Below are 22,471 nucleotides of genomic sequence, written 5' to 3'. Positions count from 1 at the left end.
AGACACTTTTAATATAAAAACTTGAGGAGGTAGGGCTTTGATTGATGTAAATAACTTTCATTACATGAAGATAGGTCTCGCTTCACCTGAAAAAATCCGTTCATGGAGTTTTGGTGAAGTTAAAAAGCCAGAAACAATTAACTACCGTACATTAAAACCAGAGAGAGACGGTTTATTCTGCGAAAAGATTTTCGGGCCAACAAAAGACTGGGAATGTAGCTGTGGGAAATACAAACGTGTTCGTTACAAAGGGATGGTCTGCGACCGTTGTGGTGTTGAAGTAACGAAATCTAAAGTTCGCCGTGAACGTATGGGTCACATCGAGCTTGCAGCGCCAGTTTCACATATCTGGTACTTCAAAGGTATTCCGAGCCGTATGGGTCTTTTACTCGATATGTCTCCTCGTTCGCTTGAAGAAGTGATTTACTTCGCTTCTTATGCAGTGATTGATCCAGGTCCGACAGGTCTTGAGAAAAAATCTTTACTGTCAGAACGTGAATACCGTGAATATTATGATAAATTCCCGGGTCAGTTTACGGCGAAGATGGGTGCAGAAGCCATTAAAGATTTATTGACAACAATCGATCTTGATGACGAACTGAAATCTTTACGTGAAGAACTGGAATCAGCTACAGGTCAGCGTCTGACAAGAGCAATCAAACGTCTGGAAGTAGTGGAATCATTCCGTAATTCAGGTAATGACCCATCTTGGATGATCTTAGATGTACTGCCGATCATTCCACCGGAAATCCGTCCGATGGTTCAGCTTGACGGGGGTCGTTTCGCGACAAGTGACTTAAACGATTTATATCGTCGTGTCATCAACCGTAACAACCGTCTGAAGCGCCTGCTTGATTTAGGTGCGCCTGGCATCATCGTGCAGAACGAGAAACGTATGCTGCAAGAAGCGGTAGATGCGCTGATTGATAATGGTCGTCGTGGCCGTCCGGTAACAGGACCGGGTAACCGCCCGCTGAAATCTTTATCGCATATGTTAAAAGGTAAACAAGGTCGTTTCCGTCAGAACTTACTTGGTAAACGTGTAGACTATTCAGGTCGTTCAGTTATCGTCGTAGGTCCAAACCTTAAGATGTATCAATGTGGTCTTCCAAAAGAAATGGCACTCGAATTATTCAAGCCGTTTGTGATGAAAGAACTTGTAGAACGTGAAATTGCTACGAACATCAAGAACGCTAAAGGTAAAATCGAGCGTATGGATGCTGAAGTATGGGATGTATTAGAAGATGTCATCCGTGAACATCCTGTTCTGCTGAACCGTGCACCGACACTTCACAGATTAGGTATCCAGGCCTTTGAACCAACCCTCGTAGAAGGACGTGCAATCCGTCTTCATCCGCTTGTAACAACAGCTTACAATGCCGATTTCGATGGTGACCAGATGGCCGTTCACGTACCGTTATCTAAAGAAGCGCAGGCAGAAGCGCGTATGCTGATGCTTGCGGCACAGAACATCCTGAACCCGAAAGATGGTAAGCCGGTTGTAACACCTTCTCAGGATATGGTCTTAGGTAACTACTACCTGACTCTTGAGCGCCGTGGTTCTATCGGTGAGGGACGCATCTTCAAGGATGCAAATGAGGTCATCAAAGCCTATACAAATGGTTTCGTTCACCTGCATTCAAGAATTGCAGTGAGTGCCTCATCATTCAACAACCCGACCTTCACGGATAAACAGAATACACAGCTGCTGATTACAAGTGTCGGAAAAGTCATCTTCAATGAAATCATGCCGGAATCGTTCCCGTTCATCAACGAGCCGACTTTGACAAACCTTGAAGAAAAAACGCCTGAACAGTACTTTGTGGATGCGACGGATATTCCGGAAGAAGGATTACTCAAATATCTGGAGAATACACCGCTCGTTAAACCATTCAACAAAAAGTTCCTCGGTCAGGTCATCGCTGAAGTCTTCAATCGTTTCCACATCACTGATACATCAATGATGCTTGATAGAATGAAAGACTTAGGTTTCCGTTATTCTTCACGTGCAGGTATCACAGTTGGTGTATCTGATATCGTGGTATTACCGGATAAACAACAGATCATCAGTGAAGCAGAAGAGAAAGTCGACAAAGTAACGAAACAGTTCACACGTGGTTTAATCACTGAAAGCGAACGTTATGCAGCCGTCATTGATATCTGGACTAAAGCGAAAGACGAAATCCAAGCACGTCTGATGAACTCTCTTGATGACCTTAACCCGATCTTCATGATGAGTGACTCTGGTGCCCGTGGTAATGCCTCTAACTTCACGCAGCTTGCGGGTATGCGTGGTCTGATGGCCAACCCGGCTGGTCGAATCATCGAGTTACCTATCAAATCTTCATTCCGTGAAGGTCTGACAGTACTTGAATACTTCATCTCTACACACGGTGCGCGTAAAGGTCTTGCCGATACAGCGCTGAAAACAGCTGACTCAGGATACTTAACACGTCGTCTTGTAGACGTGGCACAAGATGTCATTGTCCGTGAAGCAGACTGTGGTACAGACCGCGGTCTCTTAGTCTCTGCTATCCGCGAAGGTTCAGAGTTGATCGAGCCATTCATTGAGCGTTTAGAAGGACGTTACTCCCGTGAGACAGTCCGTCATCCGGAGACAAAAGAAGTCCTGGTCAAATCAAATGAACTGATCACTCCTGAAATCGCAAAAGCAATTGTGGATGCAGGTATTGAAGAAATGCATATCCGTTCAGCCTTCACATGTAATACACGTCACGGTGTATGTGAAAAATGTTACGGTAAAAACCTGGCAACAGGGGAAAAAGTGGAAGTCGGTGAAGCAGTCGGTACCATCGCTGCACAATCGATCGGTGAACCAGGTACACAGCTTACAATGCGTACCTTCCATACAGGTGGGGTAGCCGGTGCCGATATTACACAAGGTTTACCGCGTATCCAGGAGTTATTCGAAGCGCGTAATCCGAAAGGTCAAGCGATCATCTCTGAAATCAACGGTGAAGTCGTTGAAATCAATATCGTTAAAGACCGTATGCAGGAAATCAAAGTCAAAGGTGAAAACGAAGTACGTCCGTACTTAGCACCAGCGACAGCTCGTCTGAAAGTAGAGGTCGGTTCTAAAGTCAGCCGCGGTGAAGTCATGACGGAAGGTTCAATTGAACCGAAGGAATTACTTGCTGTAGCAGGTCTGAACGCGACACAAAGCTACCTGCTTAAAGAGGTACAGAAAGTTTACCGTATGCAAGGGGTAGAAATTTCAGATAAGCACGTTGAAGTCATGGTCCGTCAGATGTTACGTAAAGTCCGTATCATTGAAGCGGGAGATACGAATCTCCTGCCGGGCGCACTGGTAGACATTCATGTCTTTACAGATGCTAACCGTGAGATCTTCAAAAACAGAAAACGTCCGGCGACAGCGAAACCTGTCTTACTGGGTATTACAAAAGCATCACTTGAAACAGAAAGTTTCTTATCTGCTGCATCATTCCAGGAAACCACACGTGTGTTAACTGATGCTGCGATCAAAGGTAAACGTGATGACTTGCTCGGTCTTAAAGAGAATGTAATTATCGGTAAATTAATTCCTGCGGGCACAGGTATGAGACGTTATTCAGGCGTTGAATACGAAAAAGATGCACCGGAATTTGAACCGGAAGAAGCGTTTGTGACTGAATAGTAAAAGTGGATCCACTAGGATCCACTTTTATTTTTTATTAATAGGAGTTGACACTTATCTCATAAGGTGTTAATATAATTAAGGTTGATGCAGAAGCACTTTGGAGGATTTCCATGTCTAATGAAAAAGTTCATTCTAATCAATATGTAGTGGGCCTGAAGCAGACGCTGAAGGCATTAAAAGAGCACCGTGCAGAATCGATTGTGATTGCGCAAGATGTTCAAATCCACTTATTAACCGATGTGCTCTTAAAGGCACACACGCAACAAGTTCCAATAGAATTCATCGATTCTCGTCGAGAACTCGGAAATCGATTTGGAATTCAAGTGAAAGCGATGATCGCTGCTTACTTGAAAAATGGTTTGTAAGCCATTATTCTTACAAAATTTTTATTTACCCTAAAAATGAACCACCTGGATGTGTGGAATTAAAGAACAGAGAGGAGGACATACAAAATGCCTACTATTAACCAATTAGTTAAGAAGCCTCGTACTTCTAAAATTAAAAAATCAACTGCACCTGCACTGAACAAAGGTTATAACAGTCATAAGAAAAAATCTACTGATGTAGCATCTCCACAAAAACGTGGTGTTTGTACACGTGTAGGTACTATGACACCTAAAAAACCTAACTCAGCGTTACGTAAATATGCACGTGTGCGTTTATCAAATAATATCGAAGTCAATGCTTACATTCCTGGTATCGGCCACAACTTACAAGAACACAGTGTTGTACTTATTCGTGGTGGACGTGTAAAAGACTTACCGGGGGTACGTTACCACATCGTTCGTGGTGCGTTAGATACTTCAGGTGTTGACGGTCGTATGCAAAGCCGTTCATTATACGGTGCGAAAAAACCTAAAGCAAAAAAATAATTGATATTACTAACTGAATTGTTTCATTTATGTAAATATCAAAGTCATTGCTAGACATTAAATCAGCTAATAAATATACTTGGAAAGGAGGACATACACATGCCTCGTAAAGGTCCTGTTGCAAAAAGAGACGTATTACCGGATCCAATTCACAACTCTAAATTGGTTACTAAATTAATCAACAAAATCATGCTTGATGGTAAGCGTGGTACTGCTCAAAAAATTCTTTACTCAGCATTCGACTTAGTTCAAGAACGTTCAGGTCGTGATGCAATGGAAGTTTTTGAAGAAGCTATCAACAACATCATGCCTGTTTTAGAAGTTAAAGCTCGTCGTGTTGGGGGTTCTAACTACCAAGTACCTGTAGAAGTACGCGCTGAGCGTCGTACAACTTTAGGTTTACGTTGGTTAGTAAACTACTCTCGTCTTCGTGGAGAGAAAACAATGGAAGAGCGTTTAGCAAATGAAATCTTAGATGCTGCTAACAACACTGGTGGTGCTGTTAAGAAGCGTGAAGATACTCATAAAATGGCAGAAGCAAACAAAGCGTTTGCTCACTACCGCTGGTAAGATGAAAGTAACCAATCGCAGCAAAGACTTCAGTCTTTGCATGCTTTTGGTGTCTTTCTAAATATAAACCCAATTCCTGGAAGGAGAAAGAATACCCATGGCAAGAGAATTCTCTTTGAAGAACACTCGTAATATCGGTATCATGGCCCACATCGATGCTGGTAAAACGACGACTACTGAACGTATTCTTTATTATACTGGCCGTATCCATAAAATTGGTGAAACACATGAAGGTGCTTCACAGATGGACTGGATGGAGCAAGAACAAGAACGTGGGATCACAATCACTTCAGCTGCTACAACAGCGCAGTGGAATGGTCACCGTATCAACATCATCGATACACCAGGTCACGTAGACTTCACTGTTGAAGTTGAACGTTCACTTCGTGTACTTGATGGTGCTGTTACTGTACTTGATGCACAGTCAGGTGTAGAACCACAAACTGAAACTGTATGGCGTCAAGCGACAACATACGGTGTACCTCGTATCGTATTCATCAACAAAATGGATAAAACAGGTGCAGACTTTGATTATTCTGTAGGTACTTTACACGACAGATTACAAGCGAATGCACACCCAATTCAAATGCCGATCGGTGCTGAAGATGAATTCAACGCAATCGTTGATTTAGTTGAAATGAAACTTCATACTTATACAAATGACTTAGGAACTGATATCGAAGTGACTGACGTTCCTGAAGAGTATTTAGAAGATGCACAAGCAAAACGTGAAGCATTAATTGAAGCAGTTGCTGACTTCAATGAAGAATTAATGGAGAAATACCTGGGTGGAGAAGAAATCGGTGCTGATGAACTGAAAGCGGCTATCCGTCAAGCGACTTGTGACGTTGAGTTCTTCCCAGTTTTAGCTGGTACTGCCTTCAAAAACAAAGGTGTTCAATTAATGCTTGATGCAGCAATTGACTACTTACCATCACCATTAGATGTTAAGCCTATCGTGGGTCATGCAGCTGATGATGAAGAACAGGAAATCGTAGCTAAACCTGACGATGCTGACCCATTCGCAGCGTTAGCGTTCAAAGTTATGACAGACCCATTCGTTGGTAAATTAACATTCTTCCGTGTGTACTCTGGTACATTGAACTCAGGTTCATATGTTCAGAATGCGACTAAAGGTAAACGTGAACGTGTAGGTCGTATCCTGCAGATGCACGCGAACTCACGTGAAGAAATCTCTACAGTATATGCTGGAGACATCGCTGCTGCTGTTGGTCTTAAAGATACAACAACAGGTGATACACTCTGTGATGAAAAAGTTCAAGTTATCTTAGAATCTATGGAATTCCCAGAGCCAGTTATTCACTTATCTGTAGAACCAAAATCTAAAGCTGACCAAGATAAAATGACTAACGCTTTAGTTAAGTTACAAGAGGAAGATCCAACATTCCACGCGCATACTGATCCTGAAACAGGACAAGTTATCATCGGTGGTATGGGCGAACTTCACCTTGACATCTTAGTTGACCGTATGAAACGTGAATTTAAAGTTGAATGTACAGTAGGTGCGCCAATGGTATCTTACCGTGAAACGTTCAAAACATCTGCTGCCGTTCAAGGTAAATTCTCACGTCAATCAGGTGGTCGTGGTCAGTACGGTGACGTTCACATCGAATTCACACCTAACGAAGTAGGTAAAGGTTTCGAATTCGAAAACGCTATTGTCGGTGGGGTTGTTCCTCGTGAATACATTCCATCAGTTGAAGCGGGTCTTAAAGACGCAATGGAAAACGGTGTTCTTGCTGGATATCCATTGATCGACGTTAAAGCGAAATTATTCGATGGTTCTTACCATGATGTCGATTCATCTGAGATGGCCTTCAAAGTAGCTGCGTCACTTGCACTTAAAGAAGCTGCTAAGAAATGTGATCCAGTTATCCTTGAACCAATGATGAAAGTTGAAATCGTAATGCCTGAAGAATACATGGGAGATATCATGGGTGACGTTACAAGTCGTCGTGGACGTGTAGAAGGTATGGAAGCGCGTGGTAACGCTCAAGTTGTTCGTGCATTCGTTCCTCTTGCTGAAATGTTCGGTTATGCAACTAACTTACGTTCTAACACTCAAGGACGTGGTACTTACTCAATGGTATTCGACCACTATGAAGAAGTTCCAAAGTCAGTTTCTGAAGAAATCATCAAGAAAAACAAAGGCCAATAAGCTTTAAGTTATCAAGATTGATTTTTGCAGTAAAATGCTTTATAAATGAGTTATAGCTTTACCTCATGAGGGTGAGAATCCCTCATGAGATATATATAAACTTATATCTAAGGAGAGATTTCAAAATGGCTAAAGAAAAATTCGACCGTTCGAAAACCCATGCCAATATTGGTACAATTGGTCACGTTGACCACGGTAAAACTACATTAACAGCTGCTATCGCAACTGTATTAGCAAAAAAATTAGGTGGGGAAGCTCGTTCTTACGATCAAATCGATAACGCACCTGAAGAAAAAGAACGTGGTATCACAATCAACACTTCTCACATCGAGTACGAAACTGAAAAACGCCACTATGCACACGTTGACTGCCCAGGTCACGCTGACTATGTTAAAAACATGATCACTGGTGCTGCACAAATGGACGGCGGTATCTTAGTAGTTTCTGCTGCTGACGGCCCAATGCCACAAACTCGTGAACACATCCTTTTATCTCGTAACGTAGGTGTACCTGCACTTGTTGTATTCTTAAACAAAGTTGACATGGTAGACGACGAAGAGTTATTAGAATTAGTTGAAATGGAAGTTCGTGACTTATTATCTGAATATGACTTCCCAGGTGACGATGTACCTGTAATCGCTGGTTCAGCATTACGTGCATTAGAAGGCGACGAAGCTTACGAAGAAAAAATCATGGAACTTATGAACGCAGTTGATGAGTACATCCCAACTCCAGAACGTGACTCTGAAAAACCATTCATGATGCCAGTTGAGGACGTATTCTCAATCACTGGTCGTGGTACAGTTGCTACAGGTCGTGTTGAGCGTGGACAAGTTAAAGTCGGTGAAGAAATCGAAATCATCGGTTTAACTGAAGAATCATCAAAAACAACTGTAACAGGTGTTGAGATGTTCCGTAAATTATTAGATTACGCTGAAGCTGGGGACAACATCGGTGCATTACTTCGTGGTGTATCTCGTGATGACGTACAACGTGGTCAAGTATTAGCTAAACCAGGTACAATCACTCCTCACACTAAATTCAAAGCTGAAGTTTATGTATTATCAAAAGAAGAGGGTGGACGTCACACTCCATTCTTCTCTAACTACCGCCCACAGTTCTACTTCCGTACAACTGACGTTACTGGCGTAGTTAACTTACCAGAAGGTACTGAAATGGTAATGCCTGGCGATAACGTTGAAATGAACGTTGAACTGATTTCTCCTATCGCGATTGAAGACGGTACTCGTTTCTCAATCCGTGAAGGTGGACGTACAGTTGGATCAGGTGTTGTATCTGTAATCGAAAAATAATTCATTCTAAATGAATGCCAAAAGCCGAAGAGGACGCTCTTCGGCTTTTTTTAATGCTGATATTAATCAATCCTGTTACTGAGTTCAGCCATATGTTCCACAATGGTCAGAAAAGTTTTTACACCATATAGCATGCCCACTTCATCTATATCAAAATTGGGATGATGATGGGGATAAGCTGCATCTTTCTCGTCGTTCATCACACCTGTATAAAAATAAGTACCTGGTCTTTCCTGGAGGAAGTAGCTGAAGTCCTCACCGCCAAGTGATGGCGGCTGTATTCTGACTTCTGCAGCGTAGCCTGCCTGTTCAACTTTCTGCTTCAGCCATGCTGTTTCAGTATGCGGATTAACGAGTGCCGGATAGCCATCTATATAATCCAGCGTCACTTCCACCTCATAGCCGACTTCCACGGCTTTGATAAGCTGGCGCATACGTGTCTTGATCTGCTCTTTCACTTCTTGAGCGTAAGTACGGACTGTCCCTGACAAGTGAGCATGTTCAGCAATGACATTGAAAGCATCCCCTGCATTAAATTCTCCTATGGTGATCACGCCGGTGGCAGTTGGATTTACAGACCGTGAGATAATGGTCTGGAACTGGGTGATGAGACCGCTTGCTGCAATAATGGCATCATGTGTCTCGTGAGGGGCGGCCCCATGTCCGCCTTTACCCCGGATATGAAGGGTGAAGCTGTCTGCATTCGCATAAGCAGGACCTGGACAGAAAGCGATGGTGCCGGTCGGTAAGTAGCTTGCTGTATGGGTGCCGAAGACATAGTCGACGCTTTCTAATACACCGTCGTCAATCATTGCACGGGCGCCTCCTGGAATGACTTCTTCTGCATGCTGATGGATCAAGACGATAGTGCCTCTGATCTTGTCTGAATGAGCCGTCAGAATTTTCGCTGTGATCAGCAGCATAGCAGTATGAGCGTCATGGCCACAGGCGTGCATGACACCTTCTACTGTTGACTTATAAGGCACATTTTTAGCATCCTGGATCGGCAGTGCATCGAAATCTGCTCTGAATGCAACAGTGGGGCCTGCCAGCTTTCCTTTAATCACACCGACTACGCCGTTACCACCGATGTCACGTTTGACTTCTATTCCTAAATTTTCGAGATAATCTGCAATATAACGCTTGGTCTGCTCTTCTTTAAAGGAAAGTTCAGGATGCATGTGGAGATAGCGTCTCACTTTTATCAGTTCATCTTGATAGTCCTCGATATGCCAGTCCATTATTTCACCCCGCTAAAATAATCTTCTACTGACTGCAGGAAGACTTTTACGGCACTCAGCATCCCTTTTTCGTCGATGTCAAACTTAGGGTGATGATGCGGAAAATCTGCCTTAAAGTTTTCATTGCGAGTGCCCGTATAGAAAAAGGCACCAGGTACGCGCTGTAAGTAATAGGAGAAGTCTTCGCCCCCAAGAGAAGGTTCAAGTTCGATCAGTTCTGTGACACTTTCTATTTTTTTTGCGGCTTCGACAATCAACATCATTTCTTTTTCCGTGTTGACAACAGGTGGATAGCCCTTTAAATACTTTAAGTCATATGTGATACCCGTTGTAGTGACCAATCCTTCGAGACAGTTTTTAAGTTCCTGATACATGATGTTCTGTGTTTCAGCATCAAACGTCCGGATGGTCCCTCCAATAAAAGCAGTGTCGGGAATGACATTGTTTTGTTCTCCGGCATTCAGCATGGTAATCGAAAGGACAGCAGGTGCTGTCGGTTTTGTCTTCCTGGAGACGATATACTGCAGATCATTGCATAGACGAATGGCTGCTGCAACGGGATCAATCGTTGTATCTGGATGCGCCGCATGCCCGCCTTGTCCTTGTAAGGTGATCCAGAAGTCATCCGGAATACCGGTGACAGTTCCGACTTTATAGCCGATCTGTCCGACAGGAAGGGAACTTGAGACATGCTGACCTATAATAGCATCGACGCCTCTTAAACAATCGTCAGCTATCATCTGGATAGCGCCGCCTGGGTCCACTTCTTCAGCGTGCTGGTGAATGAAGACGAGGTTGCCGGGAATCTCATCTTGATGCTGGCTGAGTATTTTGGCAGTGATGAGCAGTACCGCTGTATGCGCATCATGGCCGCACGCATGCATGACACCAGGAACTGTTGACCGATAAGGCACTTCCTTTTCATCCTGAATAGGTAGGGCGTCGAAGTCTGCCCGAATCGCCAGTGTAGGCAGCGCAGGGTCTTTGATGATACGGCCGACAACACCGCGGCCGCCGACTCCGGTCTCCACCTCTATACCTAAACTGTGCAGGTAGTCGGCAATGTAGGCCGGTGTCTTTTCTTCCTGAAATGACAGTTCGGGATGCATGTGTAAATATCTGCGAATTTTAATCAGTTCATCATTATATTGATCAGCTAATTGAGTCAACATTTAATATACCTTCTTCCATTAAGATAGCTAAAAACATTTTAAGGCCTGTCGCCAGTGAATCCTCATCCAGGTCAAAGAGGGAATGATGGTGAGGCTTAGCATCTGCATGACCGGCGCCCGTTAAAAAGAAGGCGCCCGGCTTTTCCTGAAGATAATAAGAGAAATCTTCTCCAATCATCATCGGCTCTGCTTCAGCAAAAGGCAGGTTCAAGCGTTCGGCAGCGCGCTTGACGATTTCATATTCCCGGGAATGATTGACGACTGAGGGATAGCCGTCAGTATAATCCAGCTTATAAGTGATGCCTTTTGCCAGGGCGAGTCCTTGCAGCTCGTGTTCCAGTCCGTCCTTAATCTGCTGTTTGACGGCAGGATCAAATGTGCGGACAGTGCCCGTGCACGTTGCTTCGTGACTGATGATATTGAATGCATTTCCTGCGGCCACTTTGCCGATTGTCACGACAGCAGAATCGACCGGATTGATCGTTCTTGAAACAAGTGTCTGGATGCTGGTAATGAACTGCGCCATGGCCACAATGGAGTCGACTGACGTATGAGGTTTTGCGCCATGGCCACCTTTACCGATGATCGTGACTTCGAACATATCCGGACTCGCCATCATAGGACCAGTTGTACAATGAATTTCGTGCGTATTAAATGGACTCCACAAATGCTGACCATAAATGACGTCTACATCTTCAAGTGCACCATCTTCTATCATGGGTTTCGCACCCCCCGGCGCTAATTCTTCAGCGAACTGAAATATCATGCTGACGTTACCGTTCAGTTCAGCATGGTGTTCGTCCAAAATGGACAAAAGTGATAACAGGATTGAAGTATGACCATCATGACCACATGCATGCATCACCCCCGGCACCTTCGATTTATAGGGGACATCCTTTTCGTCCTGGATAGGCAGTGCATCAAAATCAGCTCGAAAGGCCACCGTTCTTCCGCCATTCCCTTTTATTTCAGCGACTATACCCTGTCCGCCGACTTGCTCTCTGATATGAAAATGAGTGAGTTTCTGTAGATGTTTCAATATATATTGATAAGTTTCAGTCTCCTGGAATGAGAGTTCTGGATACTGATGAAGATATCTTCTCTGTTCAACCAGAGAGGACAACTGCGTGTCAACAAGTTGTGCTATGTCCATATTTCAGCCCCCCGTTTTCTTTAAATTCTAGCAAACCTGTTCGCAGAATAAAACAACTGTATTTTAAATCATCAGAATCGTCTGAGAAAAAGTGCATGCATGAGAGACAAGATAGCGGCCAGAAATTTCTGAAAATAGTGTTGACATTAAACAAGCAGTCCTTTAATATTCATATTAACCAAAAATTAAATAGTTCTTATCAAGAGTGACTGAGGGATTAGGCCCGATGACGTCCAGCAACCTGTCCACTGGAAAAGGTGCCAATTCCTACAGTACACCCGTACTGAGAGATAAGTAGAGATACTGATGGCGACGTTTTTCCTGTAGACAGGAAAAACGTCTTTTTTTGCTTCTTGATGATGAACAAGGGGGAAACTATGAATTTTGATGAGTATTTCTTAATGGATGAACAAGCAGTCAGCGCTTATATCAAATACAAGACGACCTTGTTTGAAACAGATGACCTGACTGTGACAGAAATCGGTGATGGCAACCTGAATTATGTCTTCAGAGTTTCTGATGGAGAACGCTCTGTCATCGTCAAGCATTCCGGTCACACGGCCCGTATCTCCGATGAGTTTGTGCTGTCGACGGACCGTACAATCAGAGAAGGACATCTGATTCAGGCACATAGCCGTTACGTCCCGGACCTTGTGCCTGACATTATTCTGATTGATCCAGTGATGAAATGTGTCATCATGGAGGATTTGAAGGATTATACGATATTACGGACAGCTCTGCAGGACGGACAGCTCTTCCCGTTTCTAGGTGAGGAGTTAGGCCGCTACTTAGCAGAAACTTTGATCCGGACTTCGGATTTTATCATGCCGGCTAAAGAGAAAAAAGCACTGCAGAAAGAGATGATCAACCCGGAACTCTGTGAGATTACTGAAGACTTGGTCTATACAGAACCTTTCTACAATAACTTCAACCGTAATGAGCTGAGCGAAGACTTAGCAGCAGTGGTGGACCGCATCGTCTATCAGGATTCTGCTCTTAAGGCTGCTGTTGCACAGGCGAAGCTGAAATTTCTGAACAAAGCAGAGAGTCTGATTCATGGTGACCTGCATTCAGGATCAATTTTTATCAACAAGTCTGGCCTTAAAGTCATTGATCCTGAATTCGGCTTCTTCGGTCCGGCAGGCTATGACCTCGGCAATATTATCGCCCATCTGTTCTTTGCACATACCCATGCCTCCTCATCAGGGCGAGTTGAACAGGCCCTCTGGATAGAGCGGACACTTGATGAGGTGCTAAGGACATTCCGCTCTCAGGCGCTCAGTATTCTCCAGCGGGAAACAATAGATGTCGCCTTGCGTGACGCCTCTATTATTGCAGGATTCATCAATGAGATTGAGAAAGATGCCTATATTGTCGCAGGACTGGAAATTATCCGCCGTATTGTGTGGATTGCCAAAGTCTCCGATATTACGAGCTTAGAAGATGACCGTACGAGAGCGGAGACACAGCTGTTACGGTTCGCCGTCTTTTTAATCAAGTATCCTGAACAGGTCAGAGCTTACTCATCATTATTCACACTGCTTGACAGCAGTAAGGAGTCAGTCGCATGAAAGCTATCTCTTACAAAGAAGGCCAGCTGACACTGCTGGATCAGACGGCGCTCCCTCATCAGACAGTCTATAGAACTTATACAGAACATGAAAAGATTGCGCGGGCTATTGAAGATATGGTGGTCAGAGGAGCACCTGCTATCGGGATAACGGCTGCTTACGGCGTGGCGGTAGGTGCACGTGAATATCAGCGCGGTTCTTTCAGAGAACACATGATGCGTGTGATTGAAAGGCTGCAGCATACACGCCCGACAGCTGTTAATCTGCACTGGGCACTGAGACGGGTTCATGCGGTTATCACGGAGAATCCCGCTGAGACTATTCAGGCACTGGAAGAGGAAGCCGCTCAAATCTTTCAGGAAGACCAGGCCATCAACTTAGCGATTGGTCAGCATCTTAAGCGATTGGTGACGGACTCATCGGCTTTTCTGATTCACTGCAATCCTGGCCGGCTCGCTACTAGTGATTACGGCACAGCGACTGCCCCCTTCTACCTGGCACATGAAGAAGGGACACAGTTTAAAGTGTACAGCGGAGAAACCAGGCCGAGGCTGCAAGGGGCACTGACAGCCTACGAACTGTCACAGGCGGGCATTGATGTAACCATTATCACGGATTCAACAGCTGCAACATTAATGCAGCAAGGGAAAATCACGGCGGTATTTGTAGGCTGTGACAGAGTGGCAGCGAACGGGGATGTGGTCAATAAAATTGGCACACTGCCTCTGGCGATAACCGCCCATTATTTCAACGTTCCCTTTTATGTGGCGGCGCCTACACCGACGTTCGACTTGAGCATAGAAGACGGCGGTGCTATTCCGATAGAAGAGCGGCATGCCACTGAAGTGACTCATCTCCGTGATCAAGCGGTGACAATCGAAGGTGCCGTCTATAATCCGGCATTTGATATCACGCCGGCCGCACTGATTACAGCCATCGTCACAGAACAGGGTGCAATCGAACCCACTTACGAAGCAATTCAGAACTTATTCAGCAAAGGGGAAAAACAATGAAACGAACATTCGGGCTATTAATGGCTGCAGGTATACTGCTGGCTGGCTGCGGTGAGCAGGAGCAAACAGCAGCAAGCGCAAATTAGGGACTATTCTCGGCGCGCTTCTAATCGCCGTACTGGAAAACGGACTGGTCATGCTGTCAGTCCCTTATTACCCCCTGAACATTGTAAAAGGATGTGTACTTGCCATAGCACTCATTTTAAATTATCAGCCATTTACAAAAGGAGGTCGTCATCATGTCTGAAATCACAGCTAGTTATTTTTTCACAGGGAAAGTGGCGGCTGCTGAGCCATTTGCTGAAAAGCTGGCTGTCGGTCTGACGGTCGGCAGCTGGACCGAGCTGACCACACTTGATCAAGAGCACCTTGCGGCCTACAAGGGCCGGGTTGTACACGCCGAACAGCAGTCAGATGGTCTAGCCATCAAGATCGCCTATCCGGTTAAAAATGTGACACCGGACTTTTCTTCTATTTTGACGACAGTATTCGGCAAGTTATCACTGGACGGTGCGGTTAAACTCATTGATATTGATTTTGGCGACTATGTCAGTCATTTTCCGGGGCCTGCTTTCGGTATTGAAGGAATAAGACGTCACCTCGGAATTGAGTCCAGGCCGCTAGTTATGAGCATATTTAAAGGGATCATCGGCCGGGATGTGGAATTTTTCAAAGCACAGCTTCGTGCTCAGGCACTCGGGGGCGTAGACATTATTAAAGATGATGAGATTCTCTATGATGTACCTGAACTGCCTTTTGAAGAGCGTATCAGCGCTGCAGCAGCCGTATTGAAGGAAGTGGAAGACGAGACGGGGCATAAAGTCCTCTACGCCGTCAATCTGTCGGGGCCTGTCTTTGAGCTCAAGGATAAAGCAGTCCGTGCCAAAGAGCTGGGGGCGACGGCGATCCTTTTTAACGTTCATGCTTATGGACTGGACGTTCTGAAAGGAATCAGGGAACTAGACACCGGACTGCCGATTCTCGCTCATCCTGCTTTTGCCGGTGCGATTGCCGGCAGTGACAGCCATGGTATCAGCTACCCGCTTCTTATCAGTAAGCTAGCACGGTTGGCGGGAGCAGATCTGATCTTATTCCCGGCACCCTATGGTTCTGTCCCGCTTGACCAGCAAGAAGCAGAACAAATTGTTCGCGCTGCCCGTTCAGCAGCACCTGTACCGCGCGCCTTTCCGGTGCCGTCCGCGGGTATTCATCCGGGGCTGGTCAGTCGTCTGATCGATGACTTCGGCTCTGATATTGTCATCAATGCTGGAGGCGGTGTCCATGGGCATCCGGACGGTGCTGCTGCCGGCGGACGGGCGTTTCTGGAGGCCATTGAATTATATGAAGGCAAGGCGGCGGGTCCGGCATACGAAAAGGCGGTGATACAATGGGGTTCATTATAGCTTGCGATTTTGATGGCACGGTAACGTCAAGCGATACCATTGTCGCGATTATGCAGCGTTTTGCGCCGGCAGGCAGTCAGGCGATTTTAACTCAGATTCTCGATAGAACGCTTTCCGTGAAGGAAGGGGTCACCAGCCTTTTCAATCTGCTGGACAGCCGTGAACGTCAGGCCATTGTTGAGTTCGTCTGCAAGGAAGTGAGTATCAGACCTGGCTTTCAGACTCTGCTGGATAAGGCGCAGGAGATGAATATACCGTTTTATATCATCAGTGGCGGCATGCATTTCTTTATTGATCCTATATTAAACGGCTTCACTGGTATTAAAGATGTCTATGCCAATCACGTGGACTTCAGCGGGGAGAAGATGCAGGTGGAATGGCGGTATCCTTGCGATGATCTATGTGCCTCAGGTGAGTGCGGCACTTGTAAACCTTCAATCGTCAGAACACTCGGCAATCACCAGGTCATTGCTATCGGTGACAGCGTGACTGATATCCGTCTGGCTGAAGTAGCGGATATCCTCTTTACCACTGATAAACTGACCGTTTACGCAGAGACAGAAGGTATTTCGCATCTTCCGTTCCAGACCTTTTATGATATAGCTGAGCAACTAGAGGAGGTGGTCAGATGACATGTGATACGTTGCATAACCTGACAATTGTTAAAGAACGGCTGGCAGCCCGTGGATTATTTCCCGGGACAAGTGGTAATCTCGGCATCAGAAATGACGATGGCACTTTGTATGTAACGACAAGTGGTGTTGATAAATACATTACGAACGACCGGAGTTTTGTCCATGTTTCTGCAGAGGGTGTGCCGCTTACGGACCTCACGCCTTCGCTTGAAACGGTGCTTCATGTTGAGATATTCAGAAGAACAAGGGCACGGACTTCTATTCATATCCATACGGTCAGTAATAATGTCATTTCTGAAATATATGGTGATCAAGGCCAGGTTGTGTTCAGAAACCAGGAGCTGATCAAGGCATTTGGTTTATGGCAGGAGGAAGACGAACTGGTTATTCCGATCATCAATAATCCAAGTGATGTGAATCATCTTGCCGCATTTCTTGTGCCCCACCTGACAGCGGATTACGGCGCAGTGCTGATTCGTAATCATGGCATCAATGTCTGGGGCCGCACCAGTACAGAAGCAATGAAGTTATTTGAAGCGGCTGAGTTTTTATTTGAATATCAACTGCAGCTGAATGCAGCTCAATATTATATTAAAGGGGAGAAATAACATGGCATATTTAGTATTACAGAAGACACAGGAGAAAATTGAGAATCAGGACGAAGTAAGGGCTTATCTTGAGAAGAATGAAGTCATCTATGAACAGTGGGATACATCAAAACTACCTGACAATCTTAAAGAAAATTATGCCCTGACTGATGAAGAAAAAGAACAGATTCTGGCAACTTTTAAATCTGAAATTGACGATATCAGTGCAAGACGGGGTTACAAGGCAAGCGACGTGATCAGTCTATCTTCTGCGACACCTGGTCTGGATGAGCTGCTGGCGAATTTCCAGCGTGAGCATCATCATACAGATGATGAAGTACGCTTTATTGTGAGTGGTAACGGCGTATTTGTCATTGAAGGCTCAGATCAGTTCTTTGAAGTACACCTGACGCCTGGCGATCTTATTTCGGTACCCCCGAACGTCAGACACTACTTTACCCTTGATACGAGCCGTCAAGTAGTAGCCGTCAGAATATTTGTAGATGAAGCAGGCTGGGTGCCTGTATATGAGAAGTAGTATCAGAGCATTCACTTGAATGCTCTTTTTTTCTTCCTATCCTTATTTCAGTTATAATGAATCATAACAAGAGTGTTGGAGGATGAATATGAGCGCTATTAAAGTAATTGAACGAGAAGTACTGAAAGAGAAACCACAGGGACCGATGGGTTTTGGTCAGCTCTTTACAGATTATATGTTCACGATGGATTATAAAGAGGGGAAAGGCTGGCACCATGCACTGATCAAACCTTATCAGAACATCGAAATCTCTCCGGCAGCACAAGTCCTGCATTACGGACAGGCAGTCTTTGAAGGGATGAAAGCATATCGTCAGGGTGATGACATCATTCTCTTCAGACCGGAGGAGAATTTCAAGCGAATGAATCTGTCTAATGCTCGTCTTAACATCCCTGAAGTAGATGTGGCGTTTCTGCTGGATGCACTTCAGCAGCTGGTGCGTCTTGAACAGGACTGGATTCCAGCAGGGCAGGGCGAATCGTTATATATTCGGCCGTTTGTGATTGCAACTGAGCCTTACCTTGGTGTCCATGCAGCGACAGAATATCAATTCATGATTATTCTGTCGCCGGTCGGTGCTTATTACGGCGATGATCAGCTGATGGCAACGCGTATCTATGTAGAAGATGAATATGTACGAGCAGTACGTGGGGGAGTCGGTTTTGCTAAAGTGGCCGGTAACTATGCAGCGAGTCTCGCAGCACAGACACGTGCCTCAGAACTCGGCTATCATCAGGTTCTCTGGCTGGACGGTGTTGAGCAGCGCTATATTGAAGAAGTCGGCAGCATGAACATCTTCTTTGTGATGGACGGGAAAGTCGTGACGCCAGAACTGAACGGCAGTATCCTTCCGGGTATCACACGTAAATCCATTCTGCAGCTGGCTGCTTATCTGGGCTATGAAGTCGAAGAAAGACGTATCGCGATTGAAGAGGTGATGAATGCAGAAAGTGTCTCTGAAATTTTCGGTACGGGTACAGCAGCCGTCATTTCACCGGTCGGCTCTATTCGCTATCAGGACCGGGAAGTGGTCATCAATAATGGCGCGACAGGCCCTGTGACGCAGCATCTCTACGATGAATATACAGCGATTCAGGAAGGCAGAAAAGCAGACCCCTTTAACTGGTGTCTGAAAATTAACAAGAGGTGACATATGACTGAACTGATTATTTTCGATAAAGATGGGACACTCATGGAGCTTGGCAGTATCGGGGTTAAACTTGCTGATGATCTGATCAATGAATTTTCAGCACGTTCCAATATTCATGTACCGAAGTCAGAGATCAAGGATGCTTTTGGCCTGATTGATGATCAGCTGGATAAAGTGCTGCGCGCTGAGAGCGTGAAAGCCATCGTTGAACGTCTGCGCGTATTACCTGAAGGAGATCGGATGGCGGACTGGACACTCAATCAGATGGAACATCTTTCTGCTGACAATGAAGCCAGTGACATTGAAATCATCCCGGGTGTAAAAGAGACATTGCAGCGTTTAAAAGAAGCGGGCTATAAAATGGCAGTAGTCTCCGCTGATGATCAGCAATCCATGAATTTATTTCTCGATAAGTTTGAATTGTCCTCTTATTTTGACCTGGTTATAACAAGTGATAATACCCACTACCAGAAACCACAGAAAGCATTGATTGATGAGATTGTCAGTAAACTGAATGTCACGGCGTCCGAAGTCGTCATGGTCGGTGATACAGAGATGGACGTCATGCTCGGAAGAAACGGGCAGGTCAAGAAAGTGATCGGCGTTCTAAGCGGCTCCGGTGACAGACAGGATCTGCGCGATGCCGACTTGCTGCTTGGCAGTGTCGGTGAGATTCAAATAGACCAAATAAAATAGACCGCATATGCGGTCTATCTTTGTTGTGAGGTGCGGTGAGCGGCAATCACTTTGCCGATCTTGTCGATAACAGGGTCCAGTGAATCAATATCACCGAAGACATCGTATTCATCAATGTGAATGCGGACGACTGGACAGGCATTGAAGCCGTCAATCCATTTCTCGTAACGAGCAAATAAAGCCCGCCAGTAAGCTTCATCCGTTTCAATCTCCATCTGACGTCCCCGTTCTGCGATGCGGCGGATCACTGCATCATAGTCGCATTCAAGGTATATCAGACAGTCTGGCCGTGGAAAGTACGGCGTCATGACCATTGCTTCATAGAGCTGGAGGTAGGTTTCGAAGTCTTCAGCCGTCATGGTACCGCCTTCTTCGTGCATCTTCGCAAAGATGTCGACATCTTCATAAATAGAGCGGTCCTGAATGAAGCCGCCGCCATATTCAAACATCCGTTTCTGCTCCTTGAAACGTTCAGCCAGGAAATAAATCTGCAGATGGAAGCTCCAGCGGTCAAAATCCTGATAGAATTTTTCGAGGTAGGGGTTGTTGTCCACCTTCTCAAATGAAGTTCTGAAATTTAATTTCTCAGCCAGGGCCTTGGTCAGCGAAGATTTGCCGACACCGACTGTACCGGCGATTGTTATAATGGCATCATTGGGTATGTTATACATTGTTTTCTCCTAACAAAGTAGTGATTTGTGATAATATTTTGGCATAATCTTCGGGGCGATGGACAAAATCAAGGTGCGTCGTATCGATATAGAGGGCACGAGTGGTCGACTGATAGACATCATGGTAATCCTTGATCAATGTCAGTAAATAATCATCAGTAATGGACATCTCGAAGTCGCGGTGACGTTTTCTGATGCGTTCTTTAAGGACAGGCAGCTCAGCTGTCAGGAAAATAGTCACATCAGGGCGACGCAAGTCCTCGGTCATGACGTCGTATATCTTTTCGAACATCGCATATTCAGTGGTGTTCAATGTATTTCTGGCAAATACTTTATTCTTCAAAATATGATAATCGCTTATGACAGAGCGGTCAGCGAGGTCGTTGATCTGTTTATAGCGATTGCAGAGGAAGAACATCTCCGTCTGAAAACTCCATTTACTGATATCTTCATAGAAATCACTGAGAAACGGGTTTTCCTCAACAATTTCGTATAACGTCTCCATCTGAAGAGTCTCCGACAGCATTCGTGTGAGGGAACTTTTGCCGACACCAATGGGTCCTTCAATAGCTATATATAATGACATAATTTTCTCCTACCGATAAAATGTATATGTATTGTAACACAAATCGAATTAAGGTGGTCTATGATGAAACATGAATTTTTTATGAAACAGGCACTGGCGGAAGCCCGGAAAGCTGAGGCGATAGGGGAGGTGCCGATTGGAGCAGTCGTGGTGCACCAAGGTGAAGTCATCGGACGCGGTCATAATTTACGCGAAACTGAACAGAATCCGACTTATCATGCTGAAATGATCGCCATCAATGAAGCGGCGGCACATCTCGGATCCTGGCGATTGGAAGACTGCATCATCTATGTGACGCTCGAACCTTGTGTGATGTGTGCGGGTGCCATTGTGATGAGCCGCATTCCTGTTGTCGTCTACGGGGCGACTGACCCTAAAGGCGGCTGCAGTGGCAGCCTGATGAATTTACTGACAGAACAAAGATTCAATCACCGGGCGACAGTCATTAAAGGGATCTGTCAGGAAGAATGCAGTATGATATTGACGGCATTCTTCAGGAATATACGCAAAAATAAGGTAGCCAGACACAAAGGTGTAGTAAAATGGGATATGGCAGCAAAAGAAGAGGAGATGAAAGAATGATCAGACTTATCGCAACAGATATGGACGGAACATTACTTAATTCAGGACACGAAATCTCACAGGAGAACATCGAGGCCATCCGCTATGCACAGAGTAAAGGCGTGACAGTCGTCATCGCGACGGGCCGAGCTTTTTACGAGGCGAATATGCCTGTTAAACCGACTGGATTGACAGTCCCATATATTTGTCTGAACGGCGCGGAGATCAGAGATGAACAGTTCAATATCACGCATACATCACATTTAAATCAAGGACAGATTAAAAAAGTGACAGACGTGCTGCGCAAATATGATATCTTTTATCAAGTCTATACGAACTTCGGAATTTATACAGAAGATAAAGAAAAAGACCTGCAGATCTACCTTGATATCGCGATGCAGGCCGGCAATACGCCTGATGTAGAGAAAATACGTGAAGGTATCAATAAACGACTTGCCCAAGGGACGTTAAAAGAAGTGGCTGACTACAGCATGATCTATGACCGTGAAGGTGAACTCGTCATGAAGCTGCTGGCTTATACGAGTGATCACGACAAATTAACGCAGGCTAAAAGTGAACTGCAGGCTTTCAGCAGTCTTGCGATCTCAGCGTCTGCCCGTAATAACTTGGAGATCACCCATGCAGATGCCCAGAAAGGCGTGGCCTTAAAGCGTATCGCTGAGCAGCTCCAGATTCCGTTGTCTGAAACGATGGCACTCGGAGATAATCTGAATGATGTCTCGATGCTTGAAGTAGCGGGATTTTCCGTGGCGATGGAGAACGCAGCAAGTGAGACGAAAGCGGTCGCTAAGTATTTGACGGATTCCAATGAAGAAAGCGGCGTGGGAAGAGCGATTATGAAGTACGTCAGACAGGAAAATGAATAAAAAAATGGACTGATT

At 45.2% G+C, this 22,471-nt stretch carries 21 protein-coding genes and 1 riboswitch; of the genes, 16 read left to right on the top strand and 5 right to left on the bottom strand.

Annotated features, from left to right (window positions below; translation table 11 throughout):
• The first annotated feature begins 37 nt into the window (after positions 1 to 37).
• From rpoC to tuf, 6 genes are all read left to right on the top strand, one after another.
• On the top strand, positions 38 to 3,655 hold the full coding sequence (gene rpoC / locus ERX55_RS08860; protein ID WP_133452216.1) for a DNA-directed RNA polymerase subunit beta': 3,618 nt from the start codon (positions 38 to 40) through the stop codon (positions 3,653 to 3,655).
• Positions 3,656 to 3,768: 113 nt separating this feature from the next.
• Positions 3,769 to 4,023, top strand: a complete 255-nt coding sequence (locus ERX55_RS08855; RefSeq protein ID WP_133452215.1) for a ribosomal L7Ae/L30e/S12e/Gadd45 family protein — start codon at positions 3,769 to 3,771, stop codon at positions 4,021 to 4,023.
• A gap of 87 nt (positions 4,024 to 4,110) precedes the next feature.
• Positions 4,111 to 4,530: a 30S ribosomal protein S12 gene (gene rpsL, locus ERX55_RS08850; protein WP_133431846.1), complete on the top strand. Its 420-nt coding sequence runs from the start codon at positions 4,111 to 4,113 to the stop codon at positions 4,528 to 4,530.
• Between the two features lie 99 nt (positions 4,531 to 4,629).
• Positions 4,630 to 5,100 carry a 30S ribosomal protein S7 gene (rpsG, locus tag ERX55_RS08845; RefSeq protein ID WP_133418109.1) on the top strand — a complete coding sequence of 157 codons (471 nt, stop codon included), beginning with the start codon at positions 4,630 to 4,632 and terminating at the stop codon, positions 5,098 to 5,100.
• Between the two features lie 97 nt (positions 5,101 to 5,197).
• Positions 5,198 to 7,279, top strand: a complete 2,082-nt coding sequence (gene fusA, locus ERX55_RS08840; RefSeq protein ID WP_133452214.1) for an elongation factor G — start codon at positions 5,198 to 5,200, stop codon at positions 7,277 to 7,279.
• 125 nt (positions 7,280 to 7,404) lie between these two features.
• Positions 7,405 to 8,592 carry an elongation factor Tu gene (gene tuf / locus ERX55_RS08835; protein WP_133452213.1) on the top strand — a complete coding sequence of 396 codons (1,188 nt, stop codon included), beginning with the start codon at positions 7,405 to 7,407 and terminating at the stop codon, positions 8,590 to 8,592.
• A gap of 62 nt (positions 8,593 to 8,654) precedes the next feature.
• Here the strand turns inward: tuf and ERX55_RS08830 are convergent, their stop codons facing one another.
• The 3 genes from ERX55_RS08830 to ERX55_RS08820 are packed head-to-tail and all read right to left on the bottom strand — an operon-like array spanning position 8,655 to position 12,158.
• Positions 8,655 to 9,833 carry a M20 metallopeptidase family protein gene (locus ERX55_RS08830; protein ID WP_133452212.1) on the bottom strand — a complete coding sequence of 393 codons (1,179 nt, stop codon included), beginning with the start codon at positions 9,831 to 9,833 and terminating at the stop codon, positions 8,655 to 8,657.
• Positions 9,833 to 11,005 carry an amidohydrolase gene (locus ERX55_RS08825; RefSeq protein WP_133452211.1) on the bottom strand — a complete coding sequence of 391 codons (1,173 nt, stop codon included), beginning with the start codon at positions 11,003 to 11,005 and terminating at the stop codon, positions 9,833 to 9,835. Before ERX55_RS08825 ends, ERX55_RS08830 begins: the two co-directional genes overlap by 1 nt.
• Positions 10,986 to 12,158, bottom strand: coding sequence for an amidohydrolase (locus ERX55_RS08820; RefSeq protein ID WP_133452210.1), 1,173 nt, complete (start codon positions 12,156 to 12,158; stop codon positions 10,986 to 10,988). The genes ERX55_RS08825 and ERX55_RS08820 overlap by 20 nt, the downstream gene beginning before the upstream one ends.
• A gap of 193 nt (positions 12,159 to 12,351) precedes the next feature.
• Positions 12,352 to 12,455, top strand: a riboswitch (SAM riboswitch).
• An 80-nt stretch (positions 12,456 to 12,535) separates the two neighbouring features.
• On the opposite strand from ERX55_RS08820, the gene mtnK reads away from it, so the two are divergent.
• From mtnK to ERX55_RS08780, 8 genes are all read left to right on the top strand, one after another.
• Complete coding sequence (gene mtnK / locus ERX55_RS08815; protein ID WP_165983763.1) at positions 12,536 to 13,729, top strand: S-methyl-5-thioribose kinase; 1,194 nt, start codon at positions 12,536 to 12,538, stop codon at positions 13,727 to 13,729.
• Positions 13,726 to 14,742 (top strand): S-methyl-5-thioribose-1-phosphate isomerase, encoded by a 1,017-nt coding sequence (gene mtnA / locus ERX55_RS08810; RefSeq protein WP_133452208.1) that lies wholly within the window; start codon positions 13,726 to 13,728, stop codon positions 14,740 to 14,742. The genes mtnK and mtnA overlap by 4 nt, the downstream gene beginning before the upstream one ends.
• 239 nt (positions 14,743 to 14,981) lie before the next feature.
• Positions 14,982 to 16,145 (top strand): 2,3-diketo-5-methylthiopentyl-1-phosphate enolase, encoded by a 1,164-nt coding sequence (locus ERX55_RS08805; RefSeq protein ID WP_133452207.1) that lies wholly within the window; start codon positions 14,982 to 14,984, stop codon positions 16,143 to 16,145.
• Positions 16,130 to 16,777, top strand: a complete 648-nt coding sequence (locus ERX55_RS08800) for an MtnX-like HAD-IB family phosphatase (RefSeq protein ID WP_133452206.1) — start codon at positions 16,130 to 16,132, stop codon at positions 16,775 to 16,777. Before ERX55_RS08805 ends, ERX55_RS08800 begins: the two co-directional genes overlap by 16 nt.
• A complete protein-coding gene (gene mtnB / locus ERX55_RS08795) occupies positions 16,774 to 17,388 on the top strand; it encodes a methylthioribulose 1-phosphate dehydratase (RefSeq protein ID WP_133452205.1) in 615 nt (204 codons plus the stop codon). Before ERX55_RS08800 ends, mtnB begins: the two co-directional genes overlap by 4 nt.
• 1 nt (position 17,389) lies before the next feature.
• Positions 17,390 to 17,905 carry a 1,2-dihydroxy-3-keto-5-methylthiopentene dioxygenase gene (locus tag ERX55_RS08790; RefSeq protein ID WP_133452204.1) on the top strand — a complete coding sequence of 172 codons (516 nt, stop codon included), beginning with the start codon at positions 17,390 to 17,392 and terminating at the stop codon, positions 17,903 to 17,905.
• An 88-nt stretch (positions 17,906 to 17,993) separates the two neighbouring features.
• Positions 17,994 to 19,055, top strand: coding sequence for a branched-chain amino acid aminotransferase (locus ERX55_RS08785; RefSeq protein ID WP_133452203.1), 1,062 nt, complete (start codon positions 17,994 to 17,996; stop codon positions 19,053 to 19,055).
• A gap of 3 nt (positions 19,056 to 19,058) precedes the next feature.
• Positions 19,059 to 19,751 carry an HAD family hydrolase gene (locus ERX55_RS08780; RefSeq protein WP_133452201.1) on the top strand — a complete coding sequence of 231 codons (693 nt, stop codon included), beginning with the start codon at positions 19,059 to 19,061 and terminating at the stop codon, positions 19,749 to 19,751.
• Positions 19,752 to 19,765: 14 nt separating this feature from the next.
• Here ERX55_RS08780 and ERX55_RS08775 read toward each other — a convergent pair whose 3' ends face one another.
• Both ERX55_RS08775 and ERX55_RS08770 read right to left on the bottom strand, forming a co-directional pair.
• On the bottom strand, positions 19,766 to 20,422 hold the full coding sequence (locus ERX55_RS08775) for a deoxynucleoside kinase (protein ID WP_133452200.1): 657 nt from the start codon (positions 20,420 to 20,422) through the stop codon (positions 19,766 to 19,768).
• The gene (locus tag ERX55_RS08770) at positions 20,415 to 21,008 is read right to left on the bottom strand and encodes a deoxynucleoside kinase (RefSeq protein WP_424960687.1); all 594 of its coding nucleotides are present in this window, start codon (positions 21,006 to 21,008) and stop codon (positions 20,415 to 20,417) included. The genes ERX55_RS08775 and ERX55_RS08770 overlap by 8 nt, the downstream gene beginning before the upstream one ends.
• A gap of 60 nt (positions 21,009 to 21,068) precedes the next feature.
• Here ERX55_RS08770 and tadA point away from each other — a divergent pair, with 60 nt between their 5' ends.
• On the top strand, positions 21,069 to 21,590 hold the full coding sequence (tadA, locus tag ERX55_RS08765) for a tRNA adenosine(34) deaminase TadA (protein WP_133452197.1): 522 nt from the start codon (positions 21,069 to 21,071) through the stop codon (positions 21,588 to 21,590).
• Positions 21,587 to 22,456, top strand: coding sequence for a Cof-type HAD-IIB family hydrolase (locus ERX55_RS08760; protein WP_133452195.1), 870 nt, complete (start codon positions 21,587 to 21,589; stop codon positions 22,454 to 22,456). The genes tadA and ERX55_RS08760 overlap by 4 nt, the downstream gene beginning before the upstream one ends.
• Positions 22,457 to 22,471: the final 15 nt, after the last annotated feature.

The organism is Macrococcus bovicus, from assembly GCF_004359575.1.
GTDB classification, from domain to species: Bacteria; Bacillota; Bacilli; order Staphylococcales; family Staphylococcaceae; genus Macrococcus; species Macrococcus bovicus.
The sequence above is the reverse complement of the archived record's forward strand: the minus strand, read 5'-3'. Positions and strand labels throughout refer to the sequence as shown.

What these genes read in the sequence shown, in the direction of transcription:
- ERX55_RS08855 (WP_133452215.1), top strand. Translation starts at nt 3,769, where the DNA reads ATGTCTAATGAAAAAGTTCATTCTAATCAATATGTAGTGGGCCTGAAG.
- rpsL (WP_133431846.1), top strand. Translation starts at nt 4,111, where the DNA reads ATGCCTACTATTAACCAATTAGTTAAGAAGCCTCGTACTTCTAAAATT.
- rpsG (WP_133418109.1), top strand. Translation starts at nt 4,630, where the DNA reads ATGCCTCGTAAAGGTCCTGTTGCAAAAAGAGACGTATTACCGGATCCA.
- fusA (WP_133452214.1), top strand. Translation starts at nt 5,198, where the DNA reads ATGGCAAGAGAATTCTCTTTGAAGAACACTCGTAATATCGGTATCATG.
- tuf (WP_133452213.1), top strand. Translation starts at nt 7,405, where the DNA reads ATGGCTAAAGAAAAATTCGACCGTTCGAAAACCCATGCCAATATTGGT.
- ERX55_RS08830 (WP_133452212.1), bottom strand. Translation starts at nt 9,833, where the DNA reads ATGGACTGGCATATCGAGGACTATCAAGATGAACTGATAAAAGTGAGA.
- ERX55_RS08825 (WP_133452211.1), bottom strand. Translation starts at nt 11,005, where the DNA reads ATGTTGACTCAATTAGCTGATCAATATAATGATGAACTGATTAAAATT.
- ERX55_RS08820 (WP_133452210.1), bottom strand. Translation starts at nt 12,158, where the DNA reads ATGGACATAGCACAACTTGTTGACACGCAGTTGTCCTCTCTGGTTGAA.
- mtnK (WP_165983763.1), top strand. Translation starts at nt 12,536, where the DNA reads ATGAATTTTGATGAGTATTTCTTAATGGATGAACAAGCAGTCAGCGCT.
- mtnA (WP_133452208.1), top strand. Translation starts at nt 13,726, where the DNA reads ATGAAAGCTATCTCTTACAAAGAAGGCCAGCTGACACTGCTGGATCAG.
- ERX55_RS08805 (WP_133452207.1), top strand. Translation starts at nt 14,982, where the DNA reads ATGTCTGAAATCACAGCTAGTTATTTTTTCACAGGGAAAGTGGCGGCT.
- ERX55_RS08800 (WP_133452206.1), top strand. Translation starts at nt 16,130, where the DNA reads ATGGGGTTCATTATAGCTTGCGATTTTGATGGCACGGTAACGTCAAGC.
- mtnB (WP_133452205.1), top strand. Translation starts at nt 16,774, where the DNA reads ATGACATGTGATACGTTGCATAACCTGACAATTGTTAAAGAACGGCTG.
- ERX55_RS08790 (WP_133452204.1), top strand. Translation starts at nt 17,390, where the DNA reads ATGGCATATTTAGTATTACAGAAGACACAGGAGAAAATTGAGAATCAG.
- ERX55_RS08785 (WP_133452203.1), top strand. Translation starts at nt 17,994, where the DNA reads ATGAGCGCTATTAAAGTAATTGAACGAGAAGTACTGAAAGAGAAACCA.
- ERX55_RS08780 (WP_133452201.1), top strand. Translation starts at nt 19,059, where the DNA reads ATGACTGAACTGATTATTTTCGATAAAGATGGGACACTCATGGAGCTT.
- ERX55_RS08775 (WP_133452200.1), bottom strand. Translation starts at nt 20,422, where the DNA reads ATGTATAACATACCCAATGATGCCATTATAACAATCGCCGGTACAGTC.
- ERX55_RS08770 (WP_424960687.1), bottom strand. Translation starts at nt 21,008, where the DNA reads ATGTCATTATATATAGCTATTGAAGGACCCATTGGTGTCGGCAAAAGT.
- tadA (WP_133452197.1), top strand. Translation starts at nt 21,069, where the DNA reads ATGATGAAACATGAATTTTTTATGAAACAGGCACTGGCGGAAGCCCGG.
- ERX55_RS08760 (WP_133452195.1), top strand. Translation starts at nt 21,587, where the DNA reads ATGATCAGACTTATCGCAACAGATATGGACGGAACATTACTTAATTCA.